The sequence below is a fragment of the Pseudomonas sp. EL_65y_Pfl1_R83 genome (assembly GCF_963970695.1).
Taxonomy (GTDB): domain Bacteria; phylum Pseudomonadota; class Gammaproteobacteria; order Pseudomonadales; family Pseudomonadaceae; genus Aquipseudomonas; species Aquipseudomonas tritici.
On sequence record NZ_CAXAQI010000001.1, the window covers coordinates 49,690 to 67,700 of the forward strand.

At 60.7% G+C, this 18,011-nt stretch carries 17 protein-coding genes; 1 reads left to right on the forward strand and 16 read right to left on the reverse strand.

The features are described from left to right. The first annotated feature begins 70 nt into the window (after nucleotides 1-70). Nucleotides 71-1,462: an undecaprenyl-phosphate glucose phosphotransferase gene (locus tag AACY08_RS00255; protein ID WP_339467246.1), complete on the forward strand. Its 1,392-nt coding sequence runs from the start codon at nucleotides 71-73 to the stop codon at nucleotides 1,460-1,462. 33 nt (nucleotides 1,463-1,495) lie between these two features. Here AACY08_RS00255 and AACY08_RS00260 read toward each other — a convergent pair whose 3' ends face one another. The 16 genes from AACY08_RS00260 to AACY08_RS00335 all read right to left on the reverse strand — a co-directional run bounded on the left by AACY08_RS00260 (nucleotide 1,496) and on the right by AACY08_RS00335 (nucleotide 18,011). Then, the gene (locus AACY08_RS00260; RefSeq protein ID WP_339467247.1) at nucleotides 1,496-3,571 is read right to left on the reverse strand and encodes a YjbH domain-containing protein; all 2,076 of its coding nucleotides are present in this window, start codon (nucleotides 3,569-3,571) and stop codon (nucleotides 1,496-1,498) included. Continuing rightward, on the reverse strand, nucleotides 3,568-4,335 hold the full coding sequence (locus tag AACY08_RS00265) for a capsule biosynthesis GfcC family protein (protein WP_339467248.1): 768 nt from the start codon (nucleotides 4,333-4,335) through the stop codon (nucleotides 3,568-3,570). The genes AACY08_RS00260 and AACY08_RS00265 overlap by 4 nt, the downstream gene beginning before the upstream one ends. Next, nucleotides 4,332-4,985, reverse strand: a complete 654-nt coding sequence (locus AACY08_RS00270; RefSeq protein WP_445262013.1) for a YjbF family lipoprotein — start codon at nucleotides 4,983-4,985, stop codon at nucleotides 4,332-4,334. Before AACY08_RS00270 ends, AACY08_RS00265 begins: the two co-directional genes overlap by 4 nt. Nucleotides 4,986-4,997: 12 nt before the next feature. Then, entirely contained in the window at nucleotides 4,998-6,110 is a 1,113-nt protein-coding gene (locus AACY08_RS00275; RefSeq protein WP_339467249.1) for a polysaccharide biosynthesis/export family protein, read from the reverse strand. 86 nt (nucleotides 6,111-6,196) lie between these two features. Further along, entirely contained in the window at nucleotides 6,197-6,436 is a 240-nt protein-coding gene (locus AACY08_RS00280) for a hypothetical protein (RefSeq protein ID WP_339467250.1), read from the reverse strand. A 180-nt stretch (nucleotides 6,437-6,616) separates the two neighbouring features. Beyond that, on the reverse strand, nucleotides 6,617-8,026 hold the full coding sequence (locus AACY08_RS00285; protein ID WP_339467252.1) for a mannose-1-phosphate guanylyltransferase/mannose-6-phosphate isomerase: 1,410 nt from the start codon (nucleotides 8,024-8,026) through the stop codon (nucleotides 6,617-6,619). Between the two features lie 23 nt (nucleotides 8,027-8,049). Continuing rightward, nucleotides 8,050-8,508, reverse strand: coding sequence for a GDP-mannose mannosyl hydrolase (locus AACY08_RS00290; RefSeq protein ID WP_339467253.1), 459 nt, complete (start codon nucleotides 8,506-8,508; stop codon nucleotides 8,050-8,052). A 4-nt stretch (nucleotides 8,509-8,512) separates the two neighbouring features. Continuing rightward, the gene (locus tag AACY08_RS00295; RefSeq protein WP_339467255.1) at nucleotides 8,513-9,721 is read right to left on the reverse strand and encodes a glycosyltransferase WbuB; all 1,209 of its coding nucleotides are present in this window, start codon (nucleotides 9,719-9,721) and stop codon (nucleotides 8,513-8,515) included. Then, on the reverse strand, nucleotides 9,721-10,698 hold the full coding sequence (fcl, locus tag AACY08_RS00300) for a GDP-L-fucose synthase (RefSeq protein WP_339467257.1): 978 nt from the start codon (nucleotides 10,696-10,698) through the stop codon (nucleotides 9,721-9,723). Before fcl ends, AACY08_RS00295 begins: the two co-directional genes overlap by 1 nt. Before the next feature lie 2 nt (nucleotides 10,699-10,700). After that, nucleotides 10,701-11,822: a GDP-mannose 4,6-dehydratase gene (gene gmd, locus AACY08_RS00305; RefSeq protein WP_339467259.1), complete on the reverse strand. Its 1,122-nt coding sequence runs from the start codon at nucleotides 11,820-11,822 to the stop codon at nucleotides 10,701-10,703. A 69-nt stretch (nucleotides 11,823-11,891) separates the two neighbouring features. Beyond that, entirely contained in the window at nucleotides 11,892-12,827 is a 936-nt protein-coding gene (locus AACY08_RS00310; RefSeq protein ID WP_339467260.1) for a glycosyltransferase family 2 protein, read from the reverse strand. 1 nt (nucleotide 12,828) lies between these two features. Beyond that, complete coding sequence (locus AACY08_RS00315) at nucleotides 12,829-13,806, reverse strand: nitroreductase family protein (RefSeq protein ID WP_339467261.1); 978 nt, start codon at nucleotides 13,804-13,806, stop codon at nucleotides 12,829-12,831. Then, the gene (locus AACY08_RS00320; RefSeq protein WP_339467262.1) at nucleotides 13,803-14,354 is read right to left on the reverse strand and encodes a putative colanic acid biosynthesis acetyltransferase; all 552 of its coding nucleotides are present in this window, start codon (nucleotides 14,352-14,354) and stop codon (nucleotides 13,803-13,805) included. Before AACY08_RS00320 ends, AACY08_RS00315 begins: the two co-directional genes overlap by 4 nt. After that, entirely contained in the window at nucleotides 14,351-15,514 is a 1,164-nt protein-coding gene (locus AACY08_RS00325) for a polysaccharide pyruvyl transferase family protein (RefSeq protein ID WP_339467264.1), read from the reverse strand. Before AACY08_RS00325 ends, AACY08_RS00320 begins: the two co-directional genes overlap by 4 nt. Further along, nucleotides 15,511-16,701: an O-antigen ligase family protein gene (locus AACY08_RS00330; RefSeq protein WP_339467265.1), complete on the reverse strand. Its 1,191-nt coding sequence runs from the start codon at nucleotides 16,699-16,701 to the stop codon at nucleotides 15,511-15,513. The genes AACY08_RS00325 and AACY08_RS00330 overlap by 4 nt, the downstream gene beginning before the upstream one ends. Next, nucleotides 16,698-18,011, reverse strand: coding sequence for a lipopolysaccharide biosynthesis protein (locus tag AACY08_RS00335; protein WP_339467266.1), 1,314 nt, complete (start codon nucleotides 18,009-18,011; stop codon nucleotides 16,698-16,700). Before AACY08_RS00335 ends, AACY08_RS00330 begins: the two co-directional genes overlap by 4 nt.

The following is an 18,011-nucleotide window of genomic DNA, read 5'->3' on the forward strand; positions in this document are numbered from 1 at the left end:
TTTAATGCGGTATTGCACCGCGTGATTAAACCCTGCCACGACGCACGTGGTCACCACCGGGAGCAGAACTATGCTGAATAACACTAGAATGCATCGCAACCTGACGCCCAAGGGTTTGACGTTCTGGGGCCAGTGGACGCTCGCATCGGGTTTGGTCGTGACACTGTTGTTTATGTTGGTGCTCTTGAAAACCGGGCAACTTGAGTATAACTATCGTGTCTTAGCCGCTTTTACCATACTGGCGTCGCTGCCTGCGTATAGCCTGTGTGATGTATATAGTAAGAAAGACGATTATGGCGTGGGCCTAGGTCGACTATTCATGGGTTGGTTGCTGACCATAGGTATATTGTTTGCCGTGGGCATTGCTTGTAATGCAAGTTCATTGTTTCCTCTGGAAATTTTAATGTTGTGGGCGGCAGTCAGCTACCCACTGTTGGCACTGTGTTATATCCCGTTGCACAGCCTGTCTAGGTATTACCATCGCCAACTTCACCAGCGGCACAAGTCATTGATCGTGGGCACCGGCAAACTGGCGGTCGACTTGGCCAAAACGCTGTCGCGCCAGAAGCGTTCACCTTTGGTTGGACTGGTCGGCAGCCACGCCAATGCGGCGTCGGAGGCGCAATCGCAGATACTCGGCGAACTGCCGCAATTACCGCAATTGATCCGGCAGCACGGCATTCGCCGGCTCTACATCACTCACTCGTTGCAGGATGCCACCCACATCGAGGCGCTGTACCTCAACTTGCTGGAAATCAGTGTGGATGTAATCTGGGTGCCCGACCTCAACAACATGCTGCTTCTCAATCATTGCGTGGCCGAAGTGGATGGGCTGCCGGCGATCTTCCTCAACGAAAGCCCGCTGACCAGCCGCCCCACCGCCGCCCTGAGCAAGTCGTTGCTGGACAAGAGCCTGGCCTTGCTCGCGATCCTGGTGCTAAGCCCGGTGTTGTTGGTGTTCGCCCTGCTGATCAAGCTCACGTCTCCCGGCCCGGTGATTTTCAAACAGGACCGCCATGGCTGGAATGGCGAGGTGATCAAGGTATGGAAGTTCCGCTCGATGCGTATGCACGACGACCACGAGGTACGCCAGGCCAGCCGCAACGACTCGCGCATCACCCCGGTCGGCCGGTTTATCCGGCGTACCTCCATCGATGAATTGCCACAGCTGTTCAACGTGCTGCAAGGGCACATGGCCCTGGTCGGACCGCGGCCCCATGCCGTTGCGCATAACGACTATTACTCGGGGAAGATTCACGCGTACATGGCGCGCCATCGCATCAAGCCCGGTATCACGGGGCTGGCGCAGATCAATGGTTGTCGGGGTGAGACCGAGACACTGGAGAAGATGCAAAAACGCGTCGATATCGACCTGCTCTACATCAATACCTGGTCGCTGTGGCTGGATATCAAGATCCTGGTGAAGACGCCATTTACGCTGCTGTCCAAGGATATTTACTGAAAAAAAGGGGGACACTCAGTCCCCCTCCCCGCCTCACTCCGTCATCTTGTCGATGTTCTTGTAGAACAATTTACTGTCCCGACCATCCGTCATCGAATGCAATGAATAGGCGCGATTCAGCCGCGCGCCGCCGTCACGCGTCAGCGGTGCCCACACCAGGTTGGCGCGGCGCATGGTCGACAGGCTCATCAACTCGTCGAACGGAATGGACAGATAGAGACCTTTGTCGAAGCTGCCTTCGCCAAACTCTTCCTTGGACACGTTGGTACGGGTGATCCACGCACCGATGCGCACGCCATTGTTGAATTCCCGCGAAAGATCCAGCGTCGCGCCCCAGTCCCTGGCCAGGTAGCGACCGACGCTCAAGGCGCCCTGCAGGTTGAACGGCAGGTCCGTGTAGCCGGTGATATGCCCGGTCACCGTGCGGTAATCGCGCAGGCTGAAATCCTGCTCGAAGCCGCGTTGGCGCACGTAGTTCAGGTCAGCCCCGACTGACCAGCCCTGGCCCATCGGCCGGTACAACACTTCGCTGCCGACACCGGCGTACATCGACTCGAGCAAACCACCGTAAACCATGCCGTACAGGTCCTGATCCAGACGCTGCGCATGGTTGAGCTGAAAGGTCGGCAGGGTGACGTCAGCACTGGTCATGTACTTGCGAAGGTCGGTGCGTACCCGAGGCAACCCCGTGGGCGCGTCATAGGTAAAACCATCGTAGTTGTTCAACAGGTTCACGCTCAGCAAACCGCTCCACCACGTGTTGCGGGTAAAGCGGTATTCGGCGTCGAGATCGGCAGAAACCTGGTAGAGCAAACCATCCGGCCCGCCGACGTTCTGCTTATAGCCAAGGCCGACGCCATAGCTGAAGGGCATGGGCCGTTGGGTATAGAGCAGCGTCTGCGTGCGCTCACTGGCGCGATTGACCTCGACCTGACGGTGCAGGTCCTGCAAGTCTTCGCGGTTGTTGACCACTTCGCGGAAGGTCCCGCGGGGCACGCTGGTTTCCTCGATCGGCATGGCATAACGTTCGCTGACCAACGTGAACCAATCAATCTGGTCGTTCACGCTGTTGTCCAGGATACGACTGGCGCGCCCTACCGCCTTGGCGCTGTAGAAATAGCGCTGCTGTTCGCCATAGACCACCAGCTCCGGCCCGCGTTGGGTGATGCGCTGCACGTTGTAGCCGGCATTGTCATGCAGGCGCTGGGAGACTGCCGCCCAGTCCACCTGGTCGGGCGGTGTGCTCGGGGCCTTGGCCGGCAATGGGGGGGCCGGTGGGTCGTAGGTTTTTACCGGTGCCTTGCGGCTGGCAAAATTGGTGTGCAGAGTGATGCCGAACATCGCGGTGTTGCCACGTTCCCAGGCGGCACTCACGTCGATGGAGTCGGCGAGCTTGTAGACCAGGCCCAGGTTGACCGGCGAGTCCTGGCGAAACGCATTGTCCCGAGGTTCGTGCTTGTAATCGTTACCTTCAACCTCGAGCTTGAGGCTCAACGGCGCCCAGGGCGTCTGGTAAGCGATCCCGCCAAACAGCGCGGGCCGGCCGCGGAAATAGCCGTTGGAAAAGCTGCCGGAACCTTCGGCGGTGGGCCGCCTGTTGTAACGATCATCCAACACGCCCAATGGGTTGCCGAAATCACCGCGACTGCCCATGTAACCCCAGGCGATGCCGGCGCTGAAATCCAAATCGCCATAACGCTTGTTGGCCACTAGGTACTCGCTGGAAAACAAGCTGGTGCCGCCCAGGTCCGTGAACCCCAGTGCCACTTCCGGCAGCCAATGGCTTTCCTGATACAGGCGCACTTTGGCGTCGACGGCCTTGTCCTTGTAGCTTTGGCCGCCGCTGAACGACTCGGCGCCATACAGGCGGTTGGTGATCGCGGTGTAGCGAAAGGTGCCTTCCAGCCAGTCGAGCGGCTGCGCCGAAAAACTGTAGCGGCTGTAGGGCTCGGTGCGGTTGGCGTTGATGCTCAGCTCGCCGGCGGGCGCCATGCGTGCGGTGGGGGTTTGCAGCAACCCCACCCCGCCAAAATCGCTTTGGGTATAACGGGGATCGCCATGCGCGACGCCACACGGCACCAGCAGCACGGCCGCAATACATAATTTCAAGGCGTGACCTCGGCCAGAGGTTGGGTGGCGAGAAACTCGGCCAATTGCTGATTCAGTTCAGGGGTGGGCGGGCCCAGGTCATCGCTGCGAATCGGCACCAGCAGCGTGCTGCCGGGCGCAGGAGCTGCGCCGTCTTCACGGTTCCAGGGGGCAATGCCCAGGCGAGTGACCTGCCCGTCGGGCTGGATCAGCCACAGGTAATCGGCGTCCGCTTCCACGGATGGCGGGCACGCCGCGAGGTAGTCGCGCGCCTGCTGCTGCGGCTGAAATACCAAGGTGCACGCCGCGGCGACCGCGCCCAGCACACGCACGCTGTCAGGCCTCGACGGGTACACCAGGCGGTCGCCCTCGCTGACCGGCAGGTTGGGCGCAAAACCGACCTCCACCGCTACCGGGTCCAGCACCGCCAACTGGCGGCCGGTCACCGGTAAGGCCTGCACCTGTTGATACACCTGCGCGGCAACAGCGGCACGACCTGCACGACCAGCCGCCAACGCGGCCTGGTGCAGGGTTTGCAGGTCAAACAACACGCCGGCCTTGAGCCGCGCCTGACGTTCGAGCAACGGTTGATGCAGCCAGGCAGCGCCCAGCCAATAGCCTTGGGCATCCGGTTGCGCCGCCGTGATCACCTCCAACAAGCGTGCCCCGGTTTGCAGCGCGATGGGGCCTGGGTTGCGTACCTCGCCGCTGACCGTCATCGCAGCCTGGCTCACACTGGCACAGCTGCACGACAGGACCAGCGCCGTGAGTTTTCGACGGGTCATCGGGCGTCCTTACGGGAGGGTTGCAACTGGGTGATGGTCAGGGTCAGGCTGGGCGAAAGGTGTTGTTCACTCTGCACAATAAAGCCGTCGGCGGGGTCGACCCAGTAACGGTTGCGCGCCTGAAAACCAGCGCCTTCAACGTCTTCGTCGATCCGCAACAAGGCATAGGATTTGTCGAGAATCTCGATGGTTTCGATGCCCTTGCGCGTCATGCGGCTGGTCAGTGGGATACCCATGCGATAACCACCCACCCAATCGATTTGCCGCGTACTGCGATAGCCGTCCGGCACGCGGTGCAATCCCAGCTGGAACGGTGATTGCCCCTGCCAGTGCGTGCCATCCAGCTCGGCACCGAGGCCAACCGTGCGCACCACCAGGCCATCACGCATCAGCAGCACCTGCTTGCCCGATGCCACCCAGAATTGCAGGTCGCCGCGCTGGCGAATCAGCGCCATCACCCCTTCGCTGGATACTGTGGTGACCTTGATCTGCGGGAACGGCACTGCGTCCACCTGCGCCTGGGTCAACACCAGCGGCGCGGGCCCGGCAACGGCCGCCCTGAACGTGTCGAGGGAGGCCGTCATCAGCGGATTGCAGCCACCCAGCAGCCACGCCAACCCCATGTAAGTAACGATTTTAAGAGTGTTCACGCAGGTTCCACCCTATCGGTTGCTGGCTTCGCTCAAGTTGTTCTGAGTGGACGCGCCGATGCCGACGATCGTGGCGGAAGGGATCAACTGACTGATAAAGCGGTTCCAGCGCGTGATATTGGCGGGGCCGACAAACACGACATCCTGGGGCTGCACCTCAAAGCGCGTGGCCAGGGCCATGGCCGAAGGGGAAGCCGCTTCCAGCTGGAATACCTTGGCCGGCTCTGCCGCAATATTCTGCGCGCCTCGGATCACATAGATGGCGTCGGCATTGGAGGTGTTCTGGTTGACCCCTCCCACCGAGCCGAGCACGTCGGAAAGGTTCATGCTGCGGGTCTTGAAGCTCAGCGCACGCGGCTGCATGACCTCGCCCATCACATAGATGCGCTTGCGGTCGTTGTAGGCCAGGTACAGCTGGTCGCCGTCCTTGAGGTAAATGTCGTTCAAGCGTGACTGCGCCAGGTTGAGCGTGTCGAGGTCCAGGGTGTAGCGCTTGCCGCCACGGGTGAGCGTCAGGTTCGACAGGTCGGCATTCAGCGGGTCGATCCCCGCCGTGGAGACAGCCTCCATCACACTCATCGGGATGGTGGTGATCGGCAGCGGCCCCGCTTTGGCTACTGCGCCGGTCACCACCACGCGTTGGCTGGCAAAACGCAGCACGCTGACGTCTACCTGTGGGCTGTCGATGTATTGGCGCAACTTGTCAGTGATCTCACTGCGCAGCGCTTCAATCGAACGCCCCTTGGCGACCAGTTCGCCCACGTAGGGGTAAAACAGGTTGCCCTCGGGGCTGACCAGGCGCCCGTTGGCGTCGATCTGTTGCTGTGCGCCGGAAGGTGCGGTGAGTTCAGGGTGATCCCACACGGTGATATACAGCGCGTCATTGGCGCCGATCAAATACGGGCCAGGTTTATAACTTAATAGTTCCGCCGGTATGGAATAAGGCACTTGGGTTGCCGCGTCCATGGCGAGCAACTTTGGCGTGATCGGAATTAAATCCACCCGACTGTTTTCAGCCCTGCCGCCCTCGGTCAACGCCGCGGTATCCATATATTGACCCGGGGCAAACATGCAGCCTTGCAACAATGCAGCGGCCACGGCCGCAACAGAAAAAATACGCATCATAGTGCTAGGACACTCGCGATAAACGACAAGAAAAAAAGACCACTTGGGCGGGGAATCCAAGCGGTCCAAAAGCGGAAGGTTTACAACTAGTTGCCGGTACCTGTGGTGCCGGTCGTGCCAGTGGTACCTGTGGTGGTGCCGCCGTTGGAGCTACCGCCGCTGCTAGATGCCGCGGCAACGCCGGCAACAAGGGCGCTGGCGACCAGCAGGGTTTCCCCGACCGTCACAGACCCCACCACGGCGGTGTCGAGCCCCAACGGCAACTCGGCAGCCAACGCGGACGTACTCAAGACACTGAGCATAATAATAGCCAGTGATGTCCTCATAACAGACTCCTTATCGTCAGTGAGTAGTCAGGCCGATAGTGCCACCCAACTAAACAGCACGCCAGACAAGTAAGATTTAACGTTATTATTTGAAAATAACGTTTTCCCGGCGAAGCGCCCGGCCGTCACTGCATTGCGTGCGATTGAAGTTATATAAAACGTTATTAATTGTCGGAAACTTCAGGCCCGTCCGTACTTGTCTTCAAAACGCACAATGTCGTCTTCACCCAGGTAGGAACCCGACTGCACTTCGATCAACTCCAACGGGATCACCCCCGGATTCTCCAGCGCGTGCACTTGGCCAATGGGGATATAGGTCGACTGGTTTTCCGAGACCAGGTAAGTCTGCTCGCCATTGGTCACCCGGGCCGTGCCGCTGACCACGATCCAGTGCTCGGCGCGGTGGTGATGCATCTGCACCGACAGCTTGGCCCCCGGCTTCACGGTGATGCGCTTGACCTGGTAACGCTGGCCGTTATCCACCGAGTCATACATGCCCCAGGGCCGATACACCTCACGGTGGTTGAGGTGTTCATGCCGCCCGGCTTGCTTGAGCTGGTCGACGATGCCCTTGACCTGCTGCACCTGGTCCTTGTGGGCCACCAGCACAGCGTCCTTGGTCTCGACGATGATCAGGTCCTGCACGCCAACCGTGGCGACCAATCGGCTGTCGGCATGGACATAGGTGTTGTGGCTATCCAGCAGCAACCCATCGCCGCGCAACACATTGCCGCAGGCGTCTTTTGCACTGGCCTCCCACAGCGCCGACCACGAGCCGATATCGCTCCAGCCCGCCTGCAGCGGCACCATCACCGCGTCACTGGTTTTTTCCATGACGGCGTAGTCGATGGAGTCGTCCGGGCACGTGGCAAAGGTCGCGGCATGCACCCGGGTAAACGGCAGGTCCTGGCTTCCGCCCTCCAGTGCTACGCGGCAGGCTTCAAGAATCGCCGGCTGGAAGCGTTCTAGCTCCTCCAGGTAGCGGCTGGCGCGGAACATGAACATGCCGCTGTTCCAGTAATGCTCACCGCCGGCCACATACTGCGCCGCCGTGGCCGCGTCCGGCTTCTCGACGAAGCGCTTGACCCGATAACCGCCCTCGCCCACCGCACCACCTTGCTCGATATAGCCGTAGCCGGTATGCGCGCTGGTGGGCGTGATGCCGAAGGTCACCAGCTTGCCGTCCCTGGCCAGCGGCAGTGCCACTTCCAGGCTGGCATGAAACGCCGGGATGTCTTCGATCAAGTGGTCCGCCGCCAACACGAGCAGGATCGGGTCATCGGCCTCGGCAACGGCCTTGCACGCCGCCAGCGCGATGGCTGGCGCCGTGTTACGCCCCACGGGCTCGAGCAGGATGCTCGCCTGTTCCATGCCCAACTGGCGCAATTGCTCGGCCACCAGGAAGCGGTGTTGTTCGTTGCAGATCAGCTGGGGCAACGCCACGTTGGCACCTGCAAGCCGCGTGATGGTCTGCTGCAGCATCGAGAGGTGCGCGTCGGTCAGGCGCAGGAACTGCTTGGGGTTCAGTTGCCGCGAGAGCGGCCACAGGCGCGACCCCGAACCGCCAGCCATGATCACGGGTATTAGCATGAGAGCATCCTTGGGACAGAGATTCAGAAGTAGGCACGGGTGTGTTTATGCACCCGCGAACTGAAGAGCAGCTCATCCTGCGGCCACCAACGGTACTGCTGGTGTTGCTCGACAGGTGGCTGCAGCGTTGGGTCGTCGTCCAGCTCTAGGCAATAGCTGAGCACCACGTAGTGGGTGTCCGGCCCGTCCCCGGCGTTGGCGAAGACACTGTCATCGTAAAAGTGCTCGAACACCCCCAGCAGCCGTGCACTGGCGCGCTCGAAAGTGCGCCCCAACTCCTCCAGGGTGATGCGCCGGAAAGCGCTGTCCAGGCTTTCGTTTTTCTGGATGCGCCCACCGGGCACGAACCAGAAACCATAGGCCGGCCGATTGACGCGCAGGCCGAGAAAAACATCGCCACGGCGGTTTCTCACCACCAGGTCGATCGCCACCAAAGGCGTCGATGACACGACCGTTTGGAAGGTCGACAAATCAAGCCACATACCATCAAACCTGTGCCATAAAGCGTTGCAGAATGCGTTCCTTGTCGAGGAACTCCTTGGCGTAGTTCAACGCCACCTCATTGCGCGCGGGCAATGCCAGCACCCGCTCGATCCCTGCGTTCAGCGCCGCGACGGATTCCGGCTCGATCAACACCGCAATGCCGGTGTGTTCCTCGCACAGGCGGCCGAGTGTGGTGTCGGGGTCGGCGGTGATAATTGCATTGCCGCCCACCGCCAGGATGTTGGTGAGCTTGGACGGCAACACCGCGTCCGCCACTCCGCGCTTCTGGATCACTAGGTGCGCATCGGCCGAGGCCAGCAGCGCCGGTAAATCCTCGTAGGCCTGCAACGGCGCGAACAGCACATTGCGCAGGCCATCGCGCTGCACCCGTTCGAGCAAGCGCGCCTTGCCGGTGCCCTGGCCGACGACCAGGAATACCAGCTCCGGGCGATCGGCATGGGCCTGGGCGGCGTCAAGGATCAGCTCCAAGCCCTGCTTCTCACCGATGTTGCCGGAGTACAACAACACCCGTGCTCCCGGCGGCACACCCAGGCGCTCAAGCAAAGCGTGGCTGTGCGTTACTTGGCGAAAACGCGAGGTTTCCGACCAGTTGGGAAAGAACAGCAGGCGCTTGCTGAGCACGCCTTTGCCACGGGCCTTGTCAAGCATGCCGCTGGAAATCGTCGAGACCCGATCAAAACGTCGCAGCAACCAGCGCTCGATCCCAAACGCCAGGCGCCGCAACAAGGAACCGCCGCCGATGCCCAGGCCGAACATCGCATCCACTTCATAATCCTGGATATGCAACACCGAACGCGCACCGCTGAGCTTGGCCAGCAGTAACGCTTGGGGCGCGCACAACAGCGTGGGCACTACCAGCATCACCAGGTCGGGTTTCCAGCGCAGTTGCCCCAGCACCGCCAGGAACGAGCTGGCGGAAAAACTCAGCAGGTGCAGCAAGCGGGTCAACGCGGTGGGCTGGCGCGGCACATACAGTGGGCAGCGAATCACCGTCACGCCCGCGTCCTGCTCGGTGCGAAAGCGCCACGGCGAATACCCTTCGCCCACCTGCCACTGTGGGTAATACGGTGGCGCCGTCACCACCCGCACTTCATGCCCCTGCTCGGCCAGCCAGCGTGCATGTTCACCGGAGTACTTGCCGATACCGGTGAGCTCCGGGCTGTAATTGATGCCATACAGAAGGATTTTCATCACTGGCCCCGAGGCTGTTCGAGGGCCGCGAGATAAGCGTTGTAGGCGTCGCGCAAGCCCTCCTCCAGGGGCACGTAGGCCTCCCAGCCAAGGGCATTGATACGGCTCACATCCAGCAACTTGCGTGGCGCGCCATCGGGCTTGCTGGCGTCGAAGCGCAAACGACCCTGGAAGCCGGTCACGCGTACCAGGGCCTGGGCCAGCTCGGCGATGGTGCAATCCATTCCGGTGCCGACGTTCAGGTGCGAGCACATCGGCTGGGTCTGCTCGCGGTAACGCTCGGCGTCGAGTTCCATGACATGCACGCTGGCCGCCGCCATGTCATCCACATGTAAAAACTCACGGCGCGGCCGGCCACTGCCCCAGATCACCACTTCCTCATCACCGCGCTGGGTCGCCTCATGGAAGCGCCGCAACAAGGCTGCGATGACATGGCTGTTTTCCGGGTGATAGTTATCGCCCGGCCCGTACAGGTTGGTCGGCATCACACTGCGGTAATCGCGGCCGTGCTGGCGGTTGTAGCTTTCGCACAGCTTGATCCCGGCAATCTTGGCCACCGCATAAGGCTCGTTGGTGGGTTCCAGCGCGCCATCCAGCAACACCGCCTCGATCATCGGTTGCGGCGCATGCACCGGGTAGATGCACGACGAACCGAGGAACAACAGGTGCTGCACGCCATGGCTGTGGGCGGCATGGATCACGTTGGCCTGGATCATCAGGTTCTGGTAGATGAAGTCCGCCGGGTAAGTCGCGTTGGCATGAATCCCGCCCACCTTGGCCGCCGCCAGGTACACCTGGTCCACGCGCTGCCTGGCGAAATACGCCTGCACCGCCGCCGGGTCAAGCAGGTCCAGCTCATCGCGGCCGGCGGTGAGGATCTGCGTATACCCCAGCGCCCACAGCCGGCGCACGATGGCCGAGCCGACCATGCCACGATGGCCGGCGACAAAGATCCGCGCATCAAGATCACGTGCCATGCTCAGTTCTCCACGGCAATCGGTGCGTCATGCCCGTGCAGGCGCAACAGGGCGTGGCGCCGGGCGATCTTCAGGTCTTCGCGGACCATCTCCGCGCACATTTCCTGCGCTGTGATCTCTGGCACCCAACCGAGCGAGCGTTTGGCCTTGGACGGGTCACCGAGCAGCGTCTCGACTTCTGCCGGGCGGAAGTAACGCGGGTCGACGCGCACAATCACATCGCCCACCAGGATGCCCGGCGCCAGGTCGCCGTCGATGCGCTCGACCACCGCCACCTCCTCCACACCCTTACCGACAAAGCGCAAGCCCAGTCCTAGTTCCGCCGCCGACCAGCGGATGAAATCACGCACCGAATACTGCACGCCGGTGGCGATCACAAAGTCCTCGGGGCTGTCCTGTTGCAGCATCATCCACTGCATGCGCACGTAATCCTTGGCATGCCCCCAATCGCGCAGGGCATCCATGTTGCCCATGTACAGGCACGGCTCCAGGCCCAGGGCGATGTTGGCCAGGGCGCGGGTGATCTTGCGTGTCACGAAGGTTTCACCGCGACGCGGCGACTCATGGTTGAACAGGATCCCGTTGCACGCATACAGCCCATAGGCCTCGCGGAAATTCACGGTGATCCAGTAGGCGTACAGCTTGGCCACGGCATACGGCGAACGCGGGTAGAACGGCGTGGTTTCCTTCTGCGGGGTCTCCTGCACCAGACCGTATAATTCGGAGGTCGAGGCCTGGTAGAAACGGGTCTTCTTTTCCAGGCCCAACAGGCGTATTGCTTCGAGAATGCGCAAGGTGCCCAGGGCATCCACATCGGCGGTGTATTCCGGCGAATCAAAGCTCACCGCTACGTGGGATTGCGCGCCGAGGTTATAGATCTCATCGGGCTGGATCTGCTGGATGATGCGCGTCAGGTTCGACGAATCCGCCAGGTCGCCATAGTGCAGGATGAGGTTTTTATGCAGGGCCTGAGGGTCCTGGTAAATGTGATCGATACGCTGAGTATTGAACGACGAAGAACGTCGCTTGAGGCCGTGCACGGTATAGCCTTTTTCCAGCAGCAGTTCCGCCAGGTACGAGCCATCCTGACCGGTAATTCCGGTAATAAGCGCGACTTTATTCATGTCTGTCTCCCAATTGATAGGCGAGCGAAGGCCGACACCCAAACTTGGGTGTTTGTTAAAAACGGTCAGTTACTTCGGTGTGGGCAGGTTCAAGTTATGTCCGGTCAACTTTGAAAGTTCCCGGACAATGGCGTCCTTATCGTTTAAATGAGCAATCGCGGTTTCCAGTTCGAGCACCTTGGCGCCCACCAGGAAGCGGTACCAATAGCCCTGCAGCAAGTGATAGACCAAGCCGCTGCGACCATCGAGAAACCCCAGTTGGATGATGTAGCGCCACAAGAAATACGCCGTCGAACTCAGGGTGAACGGCACGCGGTTATACACACGGTTCTTGACCAGGCGCTTGGCCTTGGCCTGGAACGAACTCTGCCCCGTATGCAGCTCATCGCGGATCGCGAACAACCCGAGCCGTGCGTTAAGCACTTCAATCGCTTCACGGGTGGCATAGCCGTTGTGCTTGTGGGTGAAGAACGTCAAGTCATGCAGGTTATGGTCGGCAAACCCACCCTCCAGGGTGATCGTGCGGCCCTCGGCCACCGACATGTGCTCGTCCATCCAGCGGTCTTCCATGCGCCCGAGCCCGGTGCGCCACAACCGCAGCATCTTCAACGGGTAACGCCCGCCATGGCGCACCCAGCGGCCCATGAAAATATGCTTGCGCTTGAAGTTGATGCCGGTGATATCACTGGCCAACGTCGGCAGCCGCGTATTGATCTCGGCGGCAAGGTCAGCCTCAATGATTTCATCGGCGTCCAGGCGCAGGGTCCAATTACCGGTTATGGGCAAATGGTCCAGCGCCCACTGGAACTGCTTGGCCTGGTTGACGAAAGGGTGCTGCACCACCCGCGCGCCGTGGCGACGCGCAATGTCACAGGTGTCGTCGGTGGAGAACGAATCCACCACCAGCACTTCATCACTGAAGGCCCGCACCGAATCGATGGCCCGGGCAATGTGCAGGCTTTCGTTATAGGTGAGGATGATCACGCTGACGGTTTCGCGCTTCATATCAACCTCCGTGCAGTTGCAGGACTTCGGTGGTCAGCCTGCGTGGTGAACGCGCAGCGCGGAAATGGCTCTCCAGGGGTAGGCCCACGGCGATCATCATGATCAGCCGCTCGCTGGCAGGAATGGCGCCGATGCTGCGGATTTTCTTTTCCACCGAATTGAGGATCGCCAGGTTCAGCGGACACGCACCCAGACCGTTGGCGTGGCACGCCAACAAAAGCCCCATAGAAAATAAGGCTCCGTCGACGTAAAGCTGGTTGCGTTGGCCGGCACCGCCCCAGGCGGTGACTTCCGAAGTGACCACAAACAGGTTGTCCACCGACTGGGCAAAGCCGCGCGATCCACCTTGCAGCTCAAGCAATTGCGCGATCACTTCACGGTCTTGGTACACATGAACTCGCGATGATTGGCGATTGCACTGCGAGGGTGATGACTGCGCCAGCTCCACCAGCGAAGTCAGCAAGTGGCTGTCGATCTTGCCGGCCTGGAACATGCGACAACTGGAGCGTGATTGCAGGAATGCCTTGGCATCAAGCCCACCACTGCCCGGCCACGGCGCGGCGCGCTTGATGCCGCCCGTACCGGGGGTACCGTCGCGCTTGAGGTGCTCTACATAGGCGTCCAGGTAAAACAAGAATTCGTCGCTCACGCCTAGCGTGCGGTGCAAGTCGAGGTAGCCCTGGAAAGCGCCCAGGGCCATCTCCAATGGCAACGCCGAATAGGTGCGATCGTAATCGTTGAGCATATGGATGATGCCGTTGATCTTGTCCTTACCGAACAGCGGTTTGGGCTCCTTGAGGGACAAGCCTTTTTCCACTGTGTGGGTTTCGATCAAGATCTTGTAGAACAGCTTCTTGTTGCTGCCCTCCAGCGGCGAATAACCGTTGTAGCGAATAAACATGAGCATGTCGCGATAGAATTCGCTGATGAAAAACATCAACTTCCACGCCTTATCCATCATGCGTTTCAACTGTTTCATAGTGTGATGTCTCTCGGTTTGATGGGTCGGCACGGCGCACCGACGCAAATCATCCAGGCCGGCAGGTTGGCGATGACTACTGATCGCGCGCCCACCACGCAGCCCTCCTCCAGCACGCAGCCGGGATGGATAAAGGATTCGGCAGCCACCCACACGTGGTCCTTGATCAGGATTTCTCGCGTCAGCAAGGGCCGCAGCAGGCTGCGCGTATCGTGGGTGCCTGTGCACAGGAAGCTGCGCTGGCTGATGGCGACCTTCGAACCCAGGGTGATCCTGGCCATGGCGTACACATCCACGCCGTCAGCAATGGCGGTGTAATCGCCGATCTCCAGATTCCACGGGGCCCAGATGCTGCACGTAGGCGCAATCCGGCAACCCACGCCGACCTTGGCGCCAAAGCGACGCAGCAACCAACTGCGCCAGCCGTGCAGCATCCAGCGCGGTGTCGGCCGAAACAGCAGTTGGTAGACGATGCCCCACAACAGGCGTCGGGCCTTGTTGCTACGGGGCAAGGTGTCGACATACTTGAGTTGGGCAAAATCGCTCATGAGCGCAGCGCCGCCAGTTGTTCCAACAGGTAGCGCTCGCCCACTTGCTGTAAGGCCTGGCGCCGTGCACGCACCGCCATCCAATCAATCGGCACCGTGATCAGGGCCTGAACCTGGTCGACGTTGTCCGCCGCTAGAAAGCGTTGCGACAGTTCCAGCTTCTCCAGCAAGTTACGCACCCGGGCATTCAGCGAGGCTTTGTTACCCGGCAACCCCACAGCGATAAAGGGCTTCTCGAAAATGATCGAGAACACCGTCGCATGAAAGGAATTGGTCACCACGTAGGCCGACTCCTTGAGCAACTTGAGCCAGTCCTGGGGGCCGACCTGCACTGTCTCGCCGATCTGCCGCCAACGGCGGTGTGCGTTGTACGGCGAAACGATCGGCCCGGCTACATGCTGGGACAGCGACAGGGCCACTTCGCGCACGCCCACGCCCGTGCGCAGGGCGTAGCAGAACACGTGGCCAGTACGGGTCTGAGTGGCTGTGGCGAGCAGCGCTGAATAATCACGGTGCAGCAACGTCGGGTCGGGTACGCATTGGGCGGTGAGCCCGCTGACCTGTTGCACAATGCCCACCCCGCTCTCTTCGCGCACGCTGATCGCCGACAGTTGTTTGAGCAGGCCTTCGGCCCGGGCGTGGTACTCGGGCTCCAGGTATTCCTTACCGAAACTGGCGGCGTAGGAGATGCGCCGAATCGTCTTGTCGCAATCGAACGCCAGGAAGTACGCCGGATCCAGACCAGTCTGGCCCGAGGGGTTCCAGATCTGGTCACTGCCCGCCACCAGCAACTGCTGACCGGCGACGGCCTGGTTGAGCTGGTCGGCGTGGGCGTAGCGCGGCTCATGGATATTCAGGAAACGCGCTTTGAATGCCTGGAATTGGCGGGACTGGGCATTCGGCCCCAGCACCTGGGCTTTCAAGGCCAGGGCCTTGAGGTAAACCGCCTTGAGATTGGCTTTGAGCTGGCGCGGGTTGAACAGCTGCCGAATCTCGCTGCCATCCTCGACATAGGCCGGGTGGTAGTTGATCAGGCTCACCTGCAGGCCCTGTTGCTGCAGCCAGCGCTGCAAGGCATAGGCTTGCAGCACGGCGCCGAAGTTCTCGCTGAAATGGTAGGTCAGTATCCCGGCCCTAATGGGGCGTGCAGATGCGCTCATAATCCAGCCTGTCTTAATAAGGAATGTGTAGGGGGTCCCGGCGGGACAAAGGCCTGGCGCGCAGGCGTGGCTTTGTTGAGCAAACCGATGAACATCGACCACACCAGCAAATAGCTGCCATCAAAGGTGGTGAAGAACTGGTAGCTGGTCTTGAACGAAAAAATCAGCAGGATCGCGACCACCGCCAGCGACACTGGGTTGCGCGGCAGGGTGCGGAACAGCAGGCAGAACAACGCCACACCGACCACCCCGAGCTTGGCGATCAACCCCCAATAACCGTTCTCGATGTCGAACTTGGAGTTCTCGAACCAGCGTTCATCGTTGGTGGGCACCCCTGGCGTCAACTGCTTGGCCAGGCCATTACCGAGAAACACCGTGGCCGGGTTTTCCAGGAACGACTCCTTGGCATGGGCGATCTCGAACGCGCGGGTCACGTCCTCACCCTTTTCTTCAAACAGGTAAGTGGCAAAGCGTGACACCGCCAGGGGGCTGGCATAGAACGTCAAGGTGCCCAGAGCGCCGATGGCGACCACCAGCACCGCGAGGGATTTGAGCTTGCGTTGGGTAATGGCCGACAGCAGGATCATCACCGCCATCGCCGCGAGGATTGTCTTGGATCCAGCGGCCAGCAGCGTGACGGCAAGGATCAGCATCAAGCCGATCTTGCGCTGGCAGCAGGCATAGAAAAACAGCAACACCGCCGAGCTGGTGGGGAACAGCATGATGCGGCCCACCTCATCGCTGGACTTAGAGGCGGCGTTGGTCAGGTCAATGCCAACCCCGTACAGGCTGACCTGCAGCAACTGGCCGAGAGCAAAGATATAGATGACCCGCTCGATGATCTGGCGGTAGTTGGAACGATGAGCCCGGGCAATTTTTTCCACATTGGCCAACACATAGCTGTAACCGGCCAATAGCAGTACAAAATAGAAAAACGGAATGCCCGAACGCAGGAACTGATACAGGGAAATTTTCGCGCCGCTGCTGACCAATACCTGCAACACGCTTGAACCAATCACCAGTGCCATTAACGGCAACGCACGGGTAAAACCACGCGCCGCATACACTACGAACGGCAGTAACAGCAGCAGCGCCAAGGGCTGCGACAGGTTGTTACTGAGCGCCAACGGCAAAGCGAAAAACGTCAGCGGTAGGTAGAGGGTCAGGCGCGCCTGGGATAGCATCATGTCCCTACCTCCCCAGCACGCAGCACCCGCAGGTAAACCAGCACCACCAGTTCCGGCAGAGAGAGCAGCAAAGAGGCGCCCAGCAGCGGCTCAATGCGCTCCTTGCACGCCAGCCACAGCAGCAAGGCCACCGCGCTGCTCACCGCATAGATCAGCGAAGTGCGGGTGTGACGATTGGTCGAAATGAGCATGGCCGCGAGGATGAACCACGCCACATTCAAGATCGTGTGGGAGCCGATCAGCGCCAGGGACACGCGGTCGACCTGCACCAGGCCATGGCTCCACAGCAGGATGATCTGCGGCCCGGCCCATATACCAGCGGCATACACCAGCATGCACAGACCCAGCACCAATGAACTGGCGCGCTGGGTGAAACGCCGCGCCTGCTCAAACTGACCGCGCCCGGCCAGCCGCGAGATTTCCGGTGTAAGGGCATTGCTGCAGGTGATGCCGAGCTGAATGATCAGGCGCATCAGGGTGCGTGCCATGGTGTAACCCACAACCACGGCCGGGCCGGCGATCTGGTTGAGCACTTGCAGACCGCCTTGCAGGGTGATCGCCTGGGCCAGCGGGATCGCCGCGCTACCCAGCGCCGGTTTCCAGATTCCCCGAAACTCGGCCCAGGATGCCGACGCCAGGCCCAATAGCGGCCAAGGTGAAATACGCCGAACAAACAGGGTCACCAACACTAGGAACAGCACTTGGCTGAAAAACATGCCCTGTGCCAGTTGCAGCTCCGAGCCGCCGAGCAGCAGTACAACGATGGACAGCACAATATCCAAGGTCCTACGGTTGGCCATGATAAAGACCCCGCCGACAGTCTTGTCGATGGTCCGGAACCAGGCGTCAATCGGCCCACCCAGCAGACGCGTGCACAGGTAGCCGGACATGAACAGCACCACCAGACTGGCCTGTTCGGGGGCCAGGGTCTTAAGCTTGAGCAGCCCCACCCAGTCGACCCACTGCCCCACGGTCAGGGCGAACATCAGCACCCACGCGACCACCACCAGGGTAAACGCCAATGCGGTCTGCACACTGCGCCGCGCACCGGGCACATCGCCTTGGCTGGCGCGCAAGGTGGCGCTTGTGGCCGAGGCCTGTGCCACCCCCAAGTCGAGCAGGCTGAGCATCGACGGGATACCGGTGAGCACCAGCCAGTCGGCATAGCGCCCCGTGCCCCAGGCATGCAAGAAAAACGGTACCAGCACCAGTTGCGCCGCCAACGTCACCAATTGGGTGTAGCCATAACTCAGCACGTTGAGGCGAAAACGACGCGACAACGAACGGGGCATTTCAAGCACTTTGTTCAT